Source organism: Kitasatospora griseola (assembly GCF_014648555.1).
In the GTDB taxonomy this organism is placed as follows: domain Bacteria; phylum Actinomycetota; class Actinomycetes; order Streptomycetales; family Streptomycetaceae; genus Kitasatospora; species Kitasatospora griseola.
On record NZ_BMRI01000007.1, the window covers coordinates 183,070 to 198,167 of the forward strand.

General features: G+C 73.8%; 18 protein-coding genes and 2 pseudogenes. 7 read left to right on the plus strand and 13 right to left on the minus strand.

The genetic code is table 11. The features are described from left to right. The 4 genes from IEZ12_RS38240 to IEZ12_RS11825 all read left to right on the plus strand — a co-directional run. The coding region (locus tag IEZ12_RS38240) for an MBL fold metallo-hydrolase (RefSeq protein WP_229847452.1) at positions 1-378 on the plus strand (378 nt) is incomplete at its 5' end. Positions 379-537: 159 nt separating this feature from the next. After that, positions 538-1,083 carry an RICIN domain-containing protein gene (locus IEZ12_RS11815; RefSeq protein ID WP_189271992.1) on the plus strand — a complete coding sequence of 182 codons (546 nt, stop codon included), beginning with the start codon at positions 538-540 and terminating at the stop codon, positions 1,081-1,083. 23 nt (positions 1,084-1,106) lie between these two features. Next, positions 1,107-1,661, plus strand: coding sequence for an RICIN domain-containing protein (locus IEZ12_RS11820; RefSeq protein ID WP_189271993.1), 555 nt, complete (start codon positions 1,107-1,109; stop codon positions 1,659-1,661). Positions 1,662-1,684: 23 nt separating this feature from the next. Next, complete coding sequence (locus IEZ12_RS11825) at positions 1,685-2,239, plus strand: RICIN domain-containing protein (protein ID WP_189271994.1); 555 nt, start codon at positions 1,685-1,687, stop codon at positions 2,237-2,239. Between the two features lie 14 nt (positions 2,240-2,253). Here the strand turns inward: IEZ12_RS11825 and IEZ12_RS11830 are convergent, their stop codons facing one another. The 11 genes from IEZ12_RS11830 to IEZ12_RS11880 all read right to left on the minus strand — a co-directional run bounded on the left by IEZ12_RS11830 (position 2,254) and on the right by IEZ12_RS11880 (position 10,704). Continuing rightward, the gene (locus IEZ12_RS11830) at positions 2,254-2,889 is read right to left on the minus strand and encodes an AAA family ATPase (protein ID WP_189271995.1); all 636 of its coding nucleotides are present in this window, start codon (positions 2,887-2,889) and stop codon (positions 2,254-2,256) included. 83 nt (positions 2,890-2,972) lie between these two features. Continuing rightward, complete coding sequence (locus IEZ12_RS11835) at positions 2,973-3,170, minus strand: ferredoxin (RefSeq protein ID WP_043909247.1); 198 nt, start codon at positions 3,168-3,170, stop codon at positions 2,973-2,975. A gap of 47 nt (positions 3,171-3,217) precedes the next feature. After that, the gene (locus IEZ12_RS11840) at positions 3,218-4,417 is read right to left on the minus strand and encodes a cytochrome P450 (protein ID WP_189271996.1); all 1,200 of its coding nucleotides are present in this window, start codon (positions 4,415-4,417) and stop codon (positions 3,218-3,220) included. A 283-nt stretch (positions 4,418-4,700) separates the two neighbouring features. After that, the gene (crcB, locus tag IEZ12_RS11845; protein ID WP_100586482.1) at positions 4,701-5,075 is read right to left on the minus strand and encodes a fluoride efflux transporter CrcB; all 375 of its coding nucleotides are present in this window, start codon (positions 5,073-5,075) and stop codon (positions 4,701-4,703) included. Beyond that, positions 5,072-5,422 (minus strand): DUF190 domain-containing protein, encoded by a 351-nt coding sequence (locus IEZ12_RS11850; protein ID WP_043907753.1) that lies wholly within the window; start codon positions 5,420-5,422, stop codon positions 5,072-5,074. The genes crcB (IEZ12_RS11845) and IEZ12_RS11850 overlap by 4 nt, the downstream gene beginning before the upstream one ends. Then, entirely contained in the window at positions 5,419-5,898 is a 480-nt protein-coding gene (gene crcB, locus IEZ12_RS11855; protein WP_189271997.1) for a fluoride efflux transporter CrcB, read from the minus strand. The genes IEZ12_RS11850 and crcB (IEZ12_RS11855) overlap by 4 nt, the downstream gene beginning before the upstream one ends. A 186-nt stretch (positions 5,899-6,084) precedes the next feature. After that, a complete protein-coding gene (locus IEZ12_RS11860) occupies positions 6,085-7,695 on the minus strand; it encodes a SulP family inorganic anion transporter (RefSeq protein ID WP_229847464.1) in 1,611 nt (536 codons plus the stop codon). A 146-nt stretch (positions 7,696-7,841) separates the two neighbouring features. Then, entirely contained in the window at positions 7,842-8,045 is a 204-nt protein-coding gene (locus IEZ12_RS11865) for a hypothetical protein (RefSeq protein WP_189271999.1), read from the minus strand. Between the two features lie 185 nt (positions 8,046-8,230). Beyond that, the gene (locus IEZ12_RS11870) at positions 8,231-8,599 is read right to left on the minus strand and encodes an ArsR/SmtB family transcription factor (protein WP_083462023.1); all 369 of its coding nucleotides are present in this window, start codon (positions 8,597-8,599) and stop codon (positions 8,231-8,233) included. Between the two features lie 108 nt (positions 8,600-8,707). Continuing rightward, positions 8,708-9,061 (minus strand): zinc ribbon domain-containing protein YjdM, encoded by a 354-nt coding sequence (locus IEZ12_RS11875; protein WP_189272000.1) that lies wholly within the window; start codon positions 9,059-9,061, stop codon positions 8,708-8,710. Between the two features lie 47 nt (positions 9,062-9,108). Then, positions 9,109-10,704, minus strand: a complete 1,596-nt coding sequence (locus IEZ12_RS11880; RefSeq protein ID WP_189272001.1) for a M4 family metallopeptidase — start codon at positions 10,702-10,704, stop codon at positions 9,109-9,111. 199 nt (positions 10,705-10,903) lie between these two features. Here IEZ12_RS11880 and IEZ12_RS11885 point away from each other — a divergent pair, with 199 nt between their 5' ends. Next, positions 10,904-11,425 (plus strand): pyridoxamine 5'-phosphate oxidase family protein, encoded by a 522-nt coding sequence (locus IEZ12_RS11885; protein WP_189272002.1) that lies wholly within the window; start codon positions 10,904-10,906, stop codon positions 11,423-11,425. Further along, positions 11,422-12,030 carry a CBS domain-containing protein gene (locus IEZ12_RS11890; protein WP_229847453.1) on the plus strand — a complete coding sequence of 203 codons (609 nt, stop codon included), beginning with the start codon at positions 11,422-11,424 and terminating at the stop codon, positions 12,028-12,030. The genes IEZ12_RS11885 and IEZ12_RS11890 overlap by 4 nt, the downstream gene beginning before the upstream one ends. A gap of 7 nt (positions 12,031-12,037) precedes the next feature. Here IEZ12_RS11890 and IEZ12_RS38245 read toward each other — a convergent pair. Continuing rightward, positions 12,038-12,952, minus strand: a pseudogene (locus IEZ12_RS38245) (vWA domain-containing protein); the annotation flags it as partial. A gap of 705 nt (positions 12,953-13,657) precedes the next feature. Next, positions 13,658-14,188: pseudogene (locus IEZ12_RS38250) on the minus strand (TerD family protein); the annotation flags it as partial. Between the two features lie 107 nt (positions 14,189-14,295). Between IEZ12_RS38250 and IEZ12_RS11900 the strand changes: the two are divergent. Further along, entirely contained in the window at positions 14,296-15,018 is a 723-nt protein-coding gene (locus IEZ12_RS11900; protein ID WP_189272005.1) for a DedA family protein, read from the plus strand. Positions 15,019-15,098: the final 80 nt, after the last annotated feature.

Consider the following 15,098-nt stretch of genomic DNA (forward strand, 5'->3'; position numbering starts at 1 on the left):
CTGCTGCACCCCGACGACCAGGTGCTGTGGCAGCAGACCCACCCGGACCGGAAGCCCGACGGCGCGCTCGCCGACGGTCAGCAACTGACCGTCGCCGGCACCACGTTGACGGTGCTGCACACGCCGGGCCACAGCCCGGGCGCGGTCAGCCTGTACGCGCCGGAGCTCGGCACCGTGTTCACCGGCGACACCCTGTTCGCCGGCGGGCCGGGCGCCACCGGGCGGTCGTTCTCCGACTTCCCGACCATCGTCGACTCGATCCGCGAGCGCCTGCTGACGCTCCCGGCCGAGACGGTGGTGCGCACCGGCCACGGCGACTCGACGACCGTCGGCGCGGAGGCCCCGCACCTGGCCGAGTGGATCGCCCGCGGCCACTGACCGGCCGTCAACCCTCCGCCGCCCCCGACCTCCGGTCCGGGGCGGCGGACCCGTTTCGGGTGTTCATCATCTGTCCAACGGCTCTTCGTACCGTCCCCTCACCTGGCCGGCGACGCAAGGACGTCGCCCGCAGGACAGCAGCAAGGGGGGGGAAAGACAGTGAAGAAGAGACATGTCGGCGCCTTGGTGGCCGGCGCCGCACTGGCCGCCACCGTCACGGCGGCCGCGCCCGCCGGCGCCGTGGTGGAGCAGGGCTGGGCGCACATCCGGAACGTGGGCACCGGCCAGTACCTGGACGACTACGCCCACAACACCGACCAGGGCGCGCCGGTGCACACCTACGCGCAGACCGGGCAGTCCAACCAGTGGTGGTGGGTGGCCAACAACACCAACAGCACGGTCACCTTCTCCTCCTACGAGACGCAGCAGTACAGCAGCGTCGGCAAGTGGTGGTACCGCAACCTCGTCCGCGACGGCGGCAACCGCGGTGTCCTCGGCCCGCAGCAGCTCTGGACGGGCGGCGTCGGCTTCGGCGGCCTGCCGGGTGAGGAGCTCTGGTACTACGTGGCCGGCGACGCCGGGACGTACATCCACTCCGCCGCCTGGAACGGCGACTGCCTCACCGCCCACGCCTGGGGCCAGGTGACGGTCGAGGGCTGCCGCACCGGCGACCACGACCAGCAGTGGAACGTCCAGTACAGCTGACCCGCCGGAAGGGAAGTCCCACCGTGAAGAACATCCGAAGGATCCTCACCGCCGCCGGCGTGTCCCTGTCCGTCCTGGCGGGCGTGTTCGCCGTGGAGGCACCCGCCCAGGCCGCCGTGCCCCAGGGCTGGGCACACCTCCGGAACGTCGGCACCGGCCAGTACCTGGACGACTACGCCCACAACACCAACCAGGGCGCCCCGGTGTACACGTACGCGCAGACCGGCCAGTCCAACCAGTGGTGGTGGGTGGACAACAACGACAACAACACGGTCTCGTTCTCCTCCTACGAGACCCAGCAGGGCAACGGCCTCACCGGCTGGTGGTACCGCAACCTCACCCGCGACAGCGGCAACCGCGGCGTCCTCGGCCCGCAGCAGCGCTGGCAGCACGACACCCGCTTCGGTGAACTGCCCGGCGAGCAGCTCTGGTACTACGTGGGCGGCGACGCCGGGACGTACATCCACTCCGCCGCCTGGAACGGCGACTGCCTGACCGCCCACGCCTGGGGTCAGGTGACGGTCGAGGGCTGCCGCACCGGCGACCACGACCAGCAGTGGCTGATCTCCTACAACTGACCCGCCGGAAGGAACGTCCCACCGTGAAGAACATCCGAAGGATCCTCACCGCCGCCGGCGTGTCCCTGTCCGTCCTGGCGGGCGTGTTCGCCGTGGAGGCACCCGCCCAGGCCGCCGCGCCCCGGGGCTGGGTGCACGTCCTGAACATGGGCACCGGCCAGTACCTGGACGACTACGCCCACAACATCGACCAGGGCGCGCCGGTGTACACCTACGCGCAGACCGGGCAGTCCAACCAGTGGTGGTACGTCACCATGACCTCCGCCAACCAGGTCGTCCTCTCCTCCTGGGAGACGGAGAAGTGCACCGACGGCTGGTGCACCACCAAGAGCTACCGGAACCTGCGCCGCAGCTTCGGCAACACCGGCGAGCTGTCCGAGTACAACCCCTGGTACGACCCGTACGACAACACCGCGTCCAGGGCGCGCTGGTGGTACGCGGCCGGCGACGTCGGGACGTACATCCACTCCGCCGACGGCGACCAGGGCTGTCTGACCTCCCACGCCGGGAGCCAGGTGACGATCGAGGGCTGCCGTACCGGAGACCGCAACCAGCAGTGGACCGTCATCTACGCCTGACGGCCCACGATCCGTCAGCCCTTCGCCGCCCCCGGCGTCCCGTCCGGGGCGGCGAAGCGGACGGCCGCCAGCCGTTCCCGTGAGGTCGTGTCGGCGAGCAGCACGGACGTCGCGCCCGGGAAGGCCGCCAGGCCGTGCTGGTCGACGGCCGTCACCAGGGTGGCCAGGCCGCGCACGTGGCGGCGGAAGGTGCCCGGGGCGGCGGTGCGGGCGCGGGCGTGCTGACCGGCCAGTGCCTGGTCGGGGTGGACGGCGAGCAGCACCACGTGCAGTTCCCGCCCGGACCGGCGGGCCCAGTGCGCGAGGGTGCGGCGCAGCCAGCGGCGGCTGCCGCAGTCGTGCACCAGCAGCGGCCCGGGGCCGCGCAGTGCGCCGCGGATGCGCAGCAGGTGCAGGGTCCGCACGACGGGCCGGTAGACGGGGTACGGGAGCCGGGCGGGCATCGCGGCCTGCGCGGCCAGGCGGCTGGTGCGCGGGTCGAGGACGGGGGCGTGGGCGTCCCAGCGGTGCAGCAGGGTGCTCTTGCCGCTGCCGGGCAGCCCGGCCACCACCACGGCGGCGTGGGGCCCGTAACGGACGGTCAGCGGCGGGCCGGGTCGGCCGCGCAGGTCGGTGACGCCCTGCGGGGCGAGTTCGCCGGCGGCTTCCACGGTGTGCTCCCCTTCGCTGTGACGACGGCCGTCCCGCCGTGGGCCACGGCGGGACGGTTCGGCAGCATAGCGGGGTGTTCGGGTCAGCTGTCGGTGACCCGGATGGCGCCGGCGGGGCAGGACGCGACGGCGTCCTCGACGGCGGAGCGCAGCTCGGCGGGCGGGCGGGCGTCGAGCAGCAGCACGACGCCGTCCTCCTCGCGCTGGTCGAACACCTCGGGGGCGTTGCGGACGCACTGCCCGGCGCCGCAGCAGCGGTCCTGGTCGACGGTGACGGTCACGGTTCCTTCTTTCGCGAGGTCGCCCGGGCGGGTCGGCGGGGCGGCGGTCACCAGGCGACCTGGAGCTCGTGGACACCGTAGATCAGCATGTCGCTCCGGAACGGGACGTCCTCGAACGGCACGGCGAGCCGCAGTTCGGGGAGTCGGCGCAGCAGGGTCTCCAGGGCGATCTCCAGCTCCAGCCGGGCGAGCGGCTGGCCGAGGCACTGGTGGACGCCGAAGCCGAAGGCGAGGTGGTGGCGGGTGTCGCGGGTGAGGTCGAGGGTGTCGGCGCCGGGGTAGCGGTCGTCGTCCCAGTTGGCGGTGTTGACCTGGAGGATGACGCCCTCACCGGCCCGGATCGTGGTGCCGCCGATCTCGGCGTCCTCGACGGCGACCCGGACCAGGCCGTTCTGCACGATGCTGAGGTAGCGCAGGAGTTCCTCGACCGCGGCGGGCGTGGCCTCGGGGTGGGCGCGCAGGTGGGCGAGCTGCTCGGGGTTGCGCAGCAGGGCGAGGATCGACAGCGCCGTCATGTTGGCGGTGGTCTCGTGCCCGGCTATCAGCAGCAGCCGGCCCATCGCGCCGATGTCCTCGATCTCCAGTTCGCCGCGGGCGACCAGGCGGCTGAGGATGCCGTCGTCGGGGTTGTCCCGCTTGGACGCGGTCAGCGCGTCGATGTACTCGGTGAGGCGGGCGTTGGCGTCGACGACCTCCTCGGTGGTGGAGCCGCGGTGCAGCAGGGTGCGGCTGCACTCCTGGAAGAAGTCGTGGTCCTGGTAGGGAACGCCGAGCAGCAGGCAGATCACCAGGGACGGCAGCGGCAGCGCGAAGTCGTTGACCAGGTCGGCCTGGTGTCGTCCGTCGGTCATCCGGTCGATCAGCTCGTCGGTGATCCGCTGGATCTCGGGGCGCAGCGAGGCGGTGCGGCGCATGGTGAAGTCGCCGGTGAGCATGCGGCGCAGCCGGCCGTGCTCGGGGTCGTCCAGCCGGATGAAGGTGGGCTTGACGGTGAGGAGCTGGCGGGAGGCCTCGGTGAGGAACGGGAAGCCCGGGTTTTCGGGGTCGGAGCTGAACCGGTTGTCGGCGAGGACGGCGCGGACGTCCTCGTGCCGGGTGATCAGCCAGCACGAGGCGCCGTCGTACAGGCCGACCCGGCTGATCGGCTCGTCGTGCCGGGCCTGCTCGTAGGCGGGCGGCGGCGCGAACGGGCAGGTCCCGCGCGGGGCGGGGTGGCTGGTGGGAGAGGTTTGCGCGGCGGTGGCCATCTGGTGGTCCCTTCCCGGAGCTCGGCCGGCGGAGGCGTCGGCGGGCGAACCTTGCGACTGCGCGGCCCGAGCTGTTGAGTGCCTCGGGCAACTAACTCACGGTCACGCTAACTCGCGGTCCGTGGCCACGGGAAGGTGATCCTGGCCGGATCGTGAATTCTGTCCGGATTCCGGCGACGCGCATGCGTTCGCCCCCGAACCGGGAACCCCGCCCACCAGCCGCGTCCAGGTCCGTCACGGCCGACGGCTCATCCTTGCGGCCGATCGAGAACGGGCCACGGCCTCACACCCACAGCGCCTGGGCGATCGCCCACCCGGTGAACGCCGAGCCCAGCCCGGCCACCACGCTGCCCGCCGCGTTCACCCCCGCGTAGAACCGGGCCCCGCTCTCGGCCAGCCGCAGCGTCTCCCAGGAGAACGTCGAGTACGTGGTGAGCGCCCCGCAGAAGCCGGTGCCGAGCAGCAGTTGGAGCTGCGAGGAGGCCGCGCCGGCGGCGACCGCGCCGGTCAGCAGGCCGAGCACCAGGGAGCCGGACACGTTGACGGCGAACGTTCCCCACGGGAAGACCGTGTCGTGCCGGGCCTGCACCGCCCGGTCGGTCAGGTAGCGCAGCGGCGCGCCGACCGCCGCACCGACGATCACCAGCAGCCAGTTCACTCCGCCTCCCCGGGGGCGTCGGCGGGCCGGAGCACCTCGCACGCGTCGAGCGTCACCAGGCACCGGTCGAGCAGGTCGTCCAGTTGCGGCAGGAACGCCCGGATCCGCTCCTCGCGGTCCACCACCACGACCGCCACCGGCAGGTCGTCGCCGACCGACAGCAGCCGGGAGGTGTGCACCAGCGCGGACGCGCCGAAGCCCTCGATGCCGCGGAACACGCTGGCGCCGGCCAGCCGGGCGGCGTGCGCGCGGTGCACGATCTCCGCGTACAGCGGGCGGTGGTGCCAGTGCTGGTCCTCGCCGGCCAGCACCGTCATCCGCAGCGCCCGTTCGGTCCGTGCGGTCATCGCGTCCTCCGTCCGATCACCAGGCGGGCGGCGGCCGCGCCGGCCCAGACCGCGACCAGCGCGGCGAGCAGGGTGGCGGCCAGGTAGCCCAGGGCCGCCGGGGCGCGGCCGGCCAGCATCAGGCGCTGGACGTCGACCGCGTAGGTGGAGAAGGTGGTGAACCCGCCGAGCACGCCGGTGCCGAGGAACGGCCGCACCAGCCGGTGCGCGCGCCAGGCCTCGGTGAGCACCGTCAGGAACGCCCCGATCACCGCGCAGCCCGCCACGTTGATCACCAGCGTCGCCCAGGGGAAGCCGTCCGCCGCCGTCGGCCATCCGAGCGCGATCGCGTACCGGGCGCAGGCGCCGAGCACTCCGCCGACGGCCACCACGCCGATCACGGACGCCAGTTCACGGTCCGGCCCGCGACGGCGCGCCGGGCGCGCCCCGGTCTCGGCTTCGACGGCGCCGGCCGTCGCCGACTGGGAACTCTCCACGGGCACCACGTCTCCCACTCGCACGGCGCCCGAAGGATCCGGGCGCGTCCTGTACAAGTAGGGACCGTTGGCGGCGACTCGCCGCGGTTCAGGTCCGGCGGGCCCCACCGCCGTCGCGCCTCCTCGGAAGGTGGCACTTGCGCCACTGTACCGGCCGGGCGGGCCGCCCTCGGCAGCAGGGACGGCTCAGCGTGTCCCGACGGCGGGCGCCGGAACGGCCGGCAGGGTGTCGCGGGCGTACGCCAGGGCTTCCGGCGTGGTGGCGAACAGTCGCCCCTGGGCCTGGAGTTCGTCGAGTATGCCGAGCGCGTCCAGGGGTCGGCGGTGTTCGGGGTGCAGGCCGGAGAGCAGGACCCGGATGCCGCGCCGGTGCAGGTCGGCGAGGGCCTCGCCGAGGACGGTCGCGCCGCTGGCGTCGATCGCGGTGACGCGCGACATCCGCAGGATCACCACCTCGGCGTGGTCGGCGGCGGTCAGTTCGACCCGCAGGCGGTGCGCGGCGGCGAACAGCAGCGGGCCGTGCAGCCGGTAGGCGGCGATCCGGCCGCCCGCGTGGTCCTGCTCGGACACCGGCAGGCGCTCCAGCCGGGCGGCCCGGGCGACGGCGCGCAGCGCGAGCGCGCAGGCCAGCAGCAGGCCGACCGCGACGGCGGTGACCAGGTCGAAGGCGAGGGTGGCGGCGGCGGTCGCCGCCAGCACGGCGGCCTCGCCGCGCCCGGTGCGGGCCAGCGCGCGCAGCGCCCCGGCCTGCACCATGCGCACGGCGGTGGCGATCAGCACGCCGGCCAGCGCGGCCAGCGGGATGTCCGCGACCAGCGGCGCGGCGGCGAACACCACCACGGCCAGCACGGCGGCGTGCACCAGCGCGGCCAGTCGGGAGACCGCGCCGCTGCGCACGTTCACGGCGGTGCGGGCGATCGCGCCGGTCGCGGCGACGCCGCCGAACAGCGGGGCGACCAGGTTGGCCAGGCCCTGGCCGAACAACTCCCGGTCGCTGTCGTGCCGTTCGCCGCCCCGACGGGGGTCGTTCGCGGTCATCGCGTCGGCGGCGGTCGCCGACATCAGCGACTCCAGCGCGCCGAGCGCGGCGACCGCCAGCGCGGACGGCAGCAGCGCGGGCACCGCGGACAGGTCGAGGAAGCCCAGCGAGGGGCTGGGCAGTCCGGACGGCAGGTGGCCGATGACGGCGACCGGCAGGTCGACGGCCTTGGCGAGCACGGTGGCGGCGACCACGGCGATCAGCGAGAACGGCACTCCGGGCCGCAGCCGTCCGCCGATCAGCATCAGCGCGGCGACGCCCGCCGCGAGCAGCACCGCCGCCCAGTGCGGCGAGGACGCGAACGCGGAGACGGCGCGGGCGGCGACCACCGCCGGGTTCTCGCCGTCCGGTTTGGCCACGCCGAGCGCGCCGGGCACCTGCTGGAGGCCGATCACGCCGGCGATGCCGACCGTGAAGCCCTCGATCACCGGCACCGGCACGTACGCCATCCACCGGCCGGCCCCGGCGAGCGCCAGCAGCACCAGCAGCAGGCCGGCGAGCAGGCCGACGGTCAGCACCCCGCCGGTGCCGTAGCGGGCGACGATCGGCACCAGCACCACGGTCATCGCGCCGGTCGGGCCGGTGACCTGGAGGCCGGAGCCGCCGAACACGGCGGCTATCGCACCCGCGACCACGGCGGTGGCCAGGCCCGCCGCCGCGCCCGCCCCGGAGGAGACGCCGAAGCCCAGGGCGAGCGGCAGCGCCACGATGGCCACCGTCAGTCCGGCGAGCAGGTCCCGTCGCGGGTCCCGCCGCATGGTGGCCAACGTCCGGCGGTCGGGCAGCACCGCCCGCAGCCGCCGGCCGATCACACCCGCGCCGTTCACGCCGCCCCGCCGCATCGGATCGTGGCGAGCGGATCAGGGACCTTCGCCTGGGCGTGGCACTGCGACGCGGGCACGGTTCAGCTCTCTTTCTGGGGTTCCGGCTCTGTTCCGGACCGGGACGGGACGGCGATGCCGTGCTGCTCAGCGATCCGCAGCAGCCCGGCGATCCGGCCCGCGTGGGCCTGCGCGCCGTGGTCGTCCTCGGCGTCCCGCGCCTCGCGCAACGCCCTTCGGGCAAGGGCGAGTTGTGCGCGGAGCTCCTGCTCGAACACCTCGGTCACGTCGGCCCCTCTCCAGTGTCGGCGCGCAGGTGGCCGGGCAGGACGGACCGGCCGGGCACCCGATCAGGATGTATCGACTTGAAGAATTTCGCAAGTCGCAATGTCTGCATGTTCCGGGCGCAACGAGGCCTCGCGGGCGGGGCAAACGAGGCCCTCGCGGGCGGGGCAGGGGAAGTGACGGAGCGTCAGGCGTTGTCGGCGGCCCGCAGGTCGGCGAGCAGGCCGGCCTGGTCGGTGATCAGCGAGCCGAGGATGGAGCGGGCGACCCGCAGCAGGTCGGCGACCTCGCCGCTGGCCAGCGTGTACACCACGGTGGAGCCCTCGCGGCGGGCGTGCACCAGCTTGGCCCGGCGCAGCACGGCCAGCTGCTGGGACAGGTTGGCCGGCTCCACGCCGACCTCGGGCAGCATCTCGGCGACGGCGTGGTCGCGGGTGCTGAGCAGCTCCAGCACCCGGATCCGCACCGGGTGCCCGAGCGTTTTGAAGAACTCCGCCTTCAGCTGGTACAGCGGGACGCTGGCCACCGGTGGCGACTGCGGGTTCTCGGCGTTCACGTGGTCGTCACCGTCTCGTTCAAGGCCCGAAAGGGCACGGGGGCGTCGCGCCGACCCTAACAACCGCTCGTGCCCCCCGGCACGAGCCGGGGGGCGCGGAGGGCGGTGTCAGGCCTTCTTGACCACGCTGGACTTGAGCTGCATGGCGCCGAACCCGTCGATCCGGCAGTCGATGTCGTGGCCGTCGACGCCGTCGACCAGCCGGATGTTGCGCACCTTGGTGCCGGCCTTGATGCCGGAGGCGTTGCCCTTGACCTTCAGGGCCTTGATCACGGTGACGGTGTCGCCGTCGGCCAGCACGTTGCCGACGGCGTCCCGGATCTCCCGCTCCCCCGCCGGCTGCGCCGCGTTCTCCTCGGCGGGCGCCCACTCGTGGCCGCACTCGGGGCAGACCATCAGGGCGTCCATCTCGTACGTGTACTGGCCGGCGCAGCTGGGGCAGGGGGGAAGGTTGTCGCTCATCGGGCCAGGATAGCGGCCGATCGGCCGCTATCCGGACGCCCGTCCGATCAGTTGACGCTGACCGCGCTCCACGCGGCGGCGACCGTCGCGTACTCGGCCGAGCCGGCGCCGTACAGGTCGCGGGCGGCGTTCAGGGTGGCGGTGCGGGCGCCGGCGTAGTTGGTGGTGGAGGTCATGTAGACGGTCAGCGCCCGGTACCAGATGGCGGCGACCTTCTGGTTGCCGACGCCGGTGACGGTGGAGTTGTTGCAGGTCGGGCTGTTGTAGGTGTAGCCGTTGACGGTCTTGCTGCCGCTGCCCTCGCTGGCCAGGTAGAACCAGTGGTTGGCGACGCCGGAGGAGTAGTGCACGTCCAGCTTGGCGACCGACTTGCTCCAGCAGTCGGCGGAGCGGCCGTCCAGTGAGGGCTTGTCGAAACGGCGCAGCCACGGCGGGGTGGACTGGTCGCTGAACAGGTAGTCGGGGGTGTCGACGGCGTTGTTGGCGTACCACTCGACCATGGTGCCGAAGATGTCGCTGGTGGCCTCGTTGAGGCCGCCGGACTCGCCGCTGTAGCGCAGGTTGGCGGTGGCGCTGGTGACACCGTGGGTCATCTCGTGGCCCATGGTGTCGAGGTCGACCTGCTCGGGGTCGGTGGTGCCGTCGCCGTCGCCGGTCATCATGCAGAAGCAGCTGTCGACCCACTGGGCGTTGTCCCAGTTGGTGCCGACGTGGACGAACACGGTGGCGCCGCGGCCGTCGTTCTTGATGCCCTTGCGGCCGAAGGTGTTGAGGTAGTAGTCGTACGTCCAGGCGGTGTTGGCGTGGGCGTCGACGGCGGCGGTGGTCCGGTCGGTGGAGAACTTCCGGCCGTCGCCCCACACGTTGTCGGCGTCGGTGACCAGGTTGCCGGAGGTGGCCTTGACGCTGCTGGAGCCGAGGTTCTTGGCGTCCCGGGTGGAGTGGCCGCGCACCGGGTCGATCAGCGCGTAGCTGCCGTCGGCCTGCTGGGTGGTGTCGATCCGGACGTCGCCGGTGTACTCGGAGTGGCCGGTGCCGGCGACGGACTGCTCGGAGTCCCAGCTCTCGATCGCCTCACCGGTGGTGGCGTCGGTGACGACGACCCGGCCGGTCGGCTGGCCCTGCTTGCCCTCGCCGCTGACGGTGGTCTGCCAGGCGAGGCGGGCGCCGCCGTCGGCGGCCCAGACGACCAGTTCGGGGGTGGCGGTGGCGCCGGATATGCCCTGGGCCTGGCCGAGCGCGGCGGCGGCGCCGTGCTGCGGGGAGACGGACGGCACCACGGACTTCACCGCCGGGTTGTGGCCCTTGGCGCGGGAGGAGTCGGCGAGCTTGCCACGGGCGTCCTGGTGGACCACCAGGTCGCCGCCGACCACCGGCAGGCCCTGGTAGGTGCGGTCGAAGCGGACGTGCTGGGCGCCGTTCGCGTCGATGATCACGTCCTTGACCTTCAGGCCCTGGCCGGCGCCGAAGCCGAACAGGTCGGCGTGGTGCGCGACGTTCGCCTCCGCGCGGGCGATCGCCGCATCGCGGCCGGGGGCGGCGGAGGCGGTGTCGACCTGGACGGCGGCGACGAGCAGGGCGGCGCTCGCGGCGAGGGCGCCGGCGGTGAGGGTACGGCGGCGTGCGGAGGAGGAGGGGCTCACTCGTGACTCCAGTCGGGTAGCTGGGGGCTGGCCGACTGACAGCCTGTCGGTGAACACGCAAACAGTTCTATGAACAGTAAATGAAAGTAATCGGTTCGTATCCCAGCGCCCTACCCCCGCCGTTCGAGGGGCCGCTCGACCGGTACGGGAACGACCAACGGCCCTCCCGCCGCGCGGACGCGACGCGCAGGATCGGAGCATGACCGGCGAACCCTCCCCCTCCCCCGACGGCATCTCCCTCGACCCCGGCCAGTGCCTGCGCCTGATGGCCTGTCACTCGGTGGGCCGGCTCGTCTACACCCGGCACGCCCTGCCCGCCGTGCTGCCCGTCCGCTACCGCCTGGTGGACGGCGGAAGCGTGCAGGTCGACCAGCCCGACGAGGAACTGCTGCGCGCCGTGACCGGAACCGTGGTCGCCTTCCAGGTCGACCAGGTCGACCCGACCGACGGCAGCGGCTGGACGGTCACCGTGCTCGGCCACGCCGACGCCGTGCACCCGGCCACGGCGACCGGGCCGCCCTCGGTGTCCGTGCGGATCCGCCCGGAATGGGTGTCCGGGCTGAGACTCCTGCCGCCCCGGCCCGCCGACCGGCCCAGCCGACCGGGACCTCCGGCCCTCGCGCCCGACGCCGCCCGCCCCGCAGAGTGGGAACGTCGGCACCGGACCGGCGTCGACCGAGGAGGCGAAGGGCGATGCGGCACTGCACCGTCGGAGCGATGATGACCCGTCACGTGGTCACCGTCAGCCCCGGTACGGGCTTCCGCGAGATCGTCGCGCTGCTCGCCGAGTACGACATCACCGCCGTGCCGGTGGTCGACACCGACCACCGGCCGCTCGGCGTGGTCTCCGAGGCGGACCTACTGCGCACCCAACTCGCCCAGTACGACCCGGCGTCCATGCTTCCCGCGCCCGTGCACCTGCGCGGCACCGGCACCACCGCCGCCGACCTGATGACCTCCCCCGCGGTGTGCACCACCCCCGACTCCACGGTGGTCGCCGCCGCCCGCCTGATGACCCGTCGGCGGGTCAAACGCCTGCCCGTGGTCTCGCCCGCCGACGGCCGCCTGATCGGCACCGTCAGCCGCGGCGACCTGCTGCGGGTCTTCCTCCGCGAGGACCGGGCGATCCGCCGCGAGATCGTCGAGGAGGTCCTCACCACCGTCGAAGGCGCCAGCCCCGCGCTGATCGCCGTCGACGTCGTCCAGGGCGAGGTCACCCTCAGCGGCACCACCGCCCCGCACTGCCCCGCCCGCACCCTGCGCGAACTCTGCGCCGCCGTCGACGGCGTGGTGTCGGTCACCGACCGCACCACGCCCGCCGCCTGACGCTGCGTCAGCTGAGGATCCCGATGCGGCGGGCGGCCGCGATCCACTGCGGGAACTCGGACAGCAGCCGGTCGTACAGCTCCGGGTCCGGCAGGGTGCTGATGTCGTCCACCGCGAAGAAGCCGACGTTGTCGACCCGGCGGCCCGGCAGCTGGTCGAAGTACTCCAGCACGCCGTAGTTGGAGTGGCCCAGGCCGACGAACTGCCAGAAGATCGGTTCCTCGACGGCCGCCCGCAGCTGCGCCTCGATCTCGGAGTTGCGGTAGACGCCGCCGTCGGAGAAGAACAGCACCAGGGTGGGCAGCGGCGACGGGTGCGCGTGCACGAACGCGCGCACGTCGGCGATCACCTTCTGCTCCTCGTTCTGGATGCCGACCGCCCTCATGTCCACCCGCCCGTCCGGCAGCGGCGGCCGGACCCGGCGACGCCCGAAGAGGCTCATGTTCACCTCGCCCGGCCGCACGTGCAGCCGCAGCCACTCCGGCAGCCCCGACAGGCTCAGGTCCGGCAGCCGGGCGGGCTTGGTGGCGAACGTCCACGCCTGCATCGTGCCGTCGTCGTCCAACTGCGCGGCCACGGCGGCCATCCGCTCCACCACGTCCGCGACCACGCCCCGGCCGTACAGCCCCGCCATCGACCCCGACGCGTCCAGCACCAGCAGGATCCGCGCCACCACCCCCTGCGCGCCGTGCTTGCGCAGGCTGACGGCGACCTGCTGCTTGCGCAACGAGAGGCGCTTGCGCATGTCGACGGGGAGATGTTCCTCGCCGGCGGCGGAGTCCGGCGCGTGCGCGGGCCGCGGCGGGACGGACGGGGACGCCGACGGGTGCGGGGAGGACACCGACCGAGTGGCCGTCAGCGGCGGCCCTTCGACCGGCTCCGGCACCGGCGCGGGCACGGCGGACCGGGACTCGGGCCGCGGGTCCGCCGGGCGCAGCCGGAGCTCACGGGTGGCGTCCGGCCCGAGCTCCGCCACCGGCAACGGTCCGGGCTCGTGCCCGGGCTCCGACAGCGGCTCCGACACTGGCACCGGCTCGGGAACGGGCTCCGCCGCCGGGCGCGGCCCGAGGGCGGGCTGCGGGACGGTCGCCGGCTCGGGCCGAGGCTCCGGCAGCGGCGCCGGGCGCAGCCTCAACTCGCGGGTGGCGTCCGGCCCGGGCCCGAACTCGGGTGCCGGCGCCGGCTCCAACTCGGTGACGGGCAACGCCTCTTCCGCCGCACGCCGCGCGAGCTCCGGCACGGCGGCGCGCCCGCTGGTCGGCCCAACCTCTCCCGCCGGGTGCCGCACCCCGAACCCACCGGTGACACCCGTTGGCTCCGGCGCGGGCAGCGGCTCCGCCGCCGCACGCCGCGCAGGCTCCGGCACCGAACCGTGCCCGCTCTTCGACTCGGACTCGGCCGCTTCCACCGGGTGCCGCACCGCGAGCCCGCCCGTGGCGTCCGCCGCCGGCTCGGGCGCCGACTCCGCGGTGGGCACAGGCTCTGCCGCCGCACGCGGCTCGGGCGCGGGCTCCGACGGCGGCTCCGACGCCGACTCCGCATCCAGCTCAGGCACCGGCCCGTCGGCCACGTCCGCGTCCGCGTCTGCGTCCCCCTCCGCCGGCAGCTCGAAGCCGTACGCGGCGGCCACGCCGTTCAGGCCGTTGGCCCAGCCCTGGGCGACGGCGCGGAACTTCCACTGGCCGCCCCGGCGGTAGAGCTCGCCGCCGATGAGCGCGGTCTCCCGGCCGGCCTCGATGACGAAGCGGGCGATCGGCAGGCCGGTGCGGGCGTCGGAGATCAGCAGGGTCAGGTCGGGGACCCGACCGAAGGTGCCGTCGTCGTCGGTGGCGGCGAGCAGCAGGACGCGCTGGACGGCGGCGTCGCGGACGTCGAGCGCCGCGAGGTCGGCCTCGATCCGTTCGACGGGGGCGTCGGCGCCGCCGGTGCGGCCGCGGTGCAGGACCGCGCCGGAGCGATGGGTGGGTCGGTGACGCCGGATCAGGTCGCTCGCGTCGCGGGCCTGTCCGTCGGCGGTGAGCAGCAGGGCGGCCGCGCTGAGGTCGGGGACGCCGGGTGCGGGTGTCCAGGTGAGGTCGGCGTGCACGGCGGGCACGTCGATCGGGAGGTTGCTGCCTTTGGCCAGGGATCTCGCGGTCACCGCCACAGTCTCGCCCATCGGGGGCGTGCGACGCGCCCCCCGGGAGGCAGGTTCTGCGGGCGGCGACAAGCCCGGCGCTACGGTGGGGGCCGGACCGTGGGCGAGCCGGGAGCGAGGTGGTCCTGGTGCACGCGGTCACCGACTGGCTGCGCGGGCTCTCCGGGCCGGTGGTGTACGCGGTGGTGGGGGCCCTGGTGTTCGCCGAGGACGCGTTGTTCTTCGGGTTCGTGCTGCCGGGCGAGACGGCCGCGGTGCTGGGCGGGCTGCTGGCGCACCAGGGCAAGGTGTCGCTGGGCTGGATGGTGCTGGTGGTGGTGTCCGCGGCGGTCATCGGCGATTCGACGGGGTACGAGGTGGGGCGCCGGTTGGGTCCGGCGGTGCTGCGGACGAAGACGCTGCGCAAGCACGCGGACCGGGTCGAGGGGGCGCAGGACCTGATCCGCCGTCGGGGTCCAGTGGCGGTGCTGCTGGGACGGTTCGTGGCGTTCTTCCGGGCATTGATGCCGGCGCTGGCGGGGGTGTCGCGGATGCCGTACCCCCGGTTCCTGCTGTTCAACGCGATCGGCGGGGTGCTCTGGGGGGTGGGGTTCACGCTGCTGGGCTATTTCGCGGGTTCGGCGTACTCCCGGGTGGAGGGCACGGTGGGGCGTTCGCTGGCGATCGCGGTGGCGGCGGTGGTGGTCGTGGCCCTGGTGGTGTGGCGGGTGCGCGCGCACCGCCGCGAGGCCCGCCAAGAGAGCCGTGAGAGCCGTGAAAGCCGTGCCGACCGCCCTGACGACAGCCCGAGCGACAACCCCGGCGAGAGCAGTGACGAGAGCCGCGACGACCGGGGGCCGAGCCAGGACTGACGGTCCGTCGGGCGCACGGTGGCCGACCGTCCCGCTCCCGGCAGGGCCCGTCGGCTCCCGGAGGTGGACCGTTCGGCCCT

Coding starts and splice junctions, on each gene's coding strand:
- IEZ12_RS11840 (WP_189271996.1), bottom strand. CDS start 4,417: ATGGCCACCGCCGCGCAAACCTCTCCCACCAGCCACCCCGCCCCGCGC.
- IEZ12_RS11850 (WP_043907753.1), bottom strand. CDS start 5,422: ATGACCGCACGGACCGAACGGGCGCTGCGGATGACGGTGCTGGCCGGC.
- IEZ12_RS11860 (WP_229847464.1), bottom strand. CDS start 7,695: ATGCGGCGGGACCCGCGACGGGACCTGCTCGCCGGACTGACGGTGGCC.
- IEZ12_RS11875 (WP_189272000.1), bottom strand. CDS start 9,061: ATGAGCGACAACCTTCCCCCCTGCCCCAGCTGCGCCGGCCAGTACACG.
- IEZ12_RS11885 (WP_189272002.1), top strand. CDS start 10,904: ATGACCGGCGAACCCTCCCCCTCCCCCGACGGCATCTCCCTCGACCCC.
- IEZ12_RS11890 (WP_229847453.1), top strand. CDS start 11,422: ATGATGACCCGTCACGTGGTCACCGTCAGCCCCGGTACGGGCTTCCGC.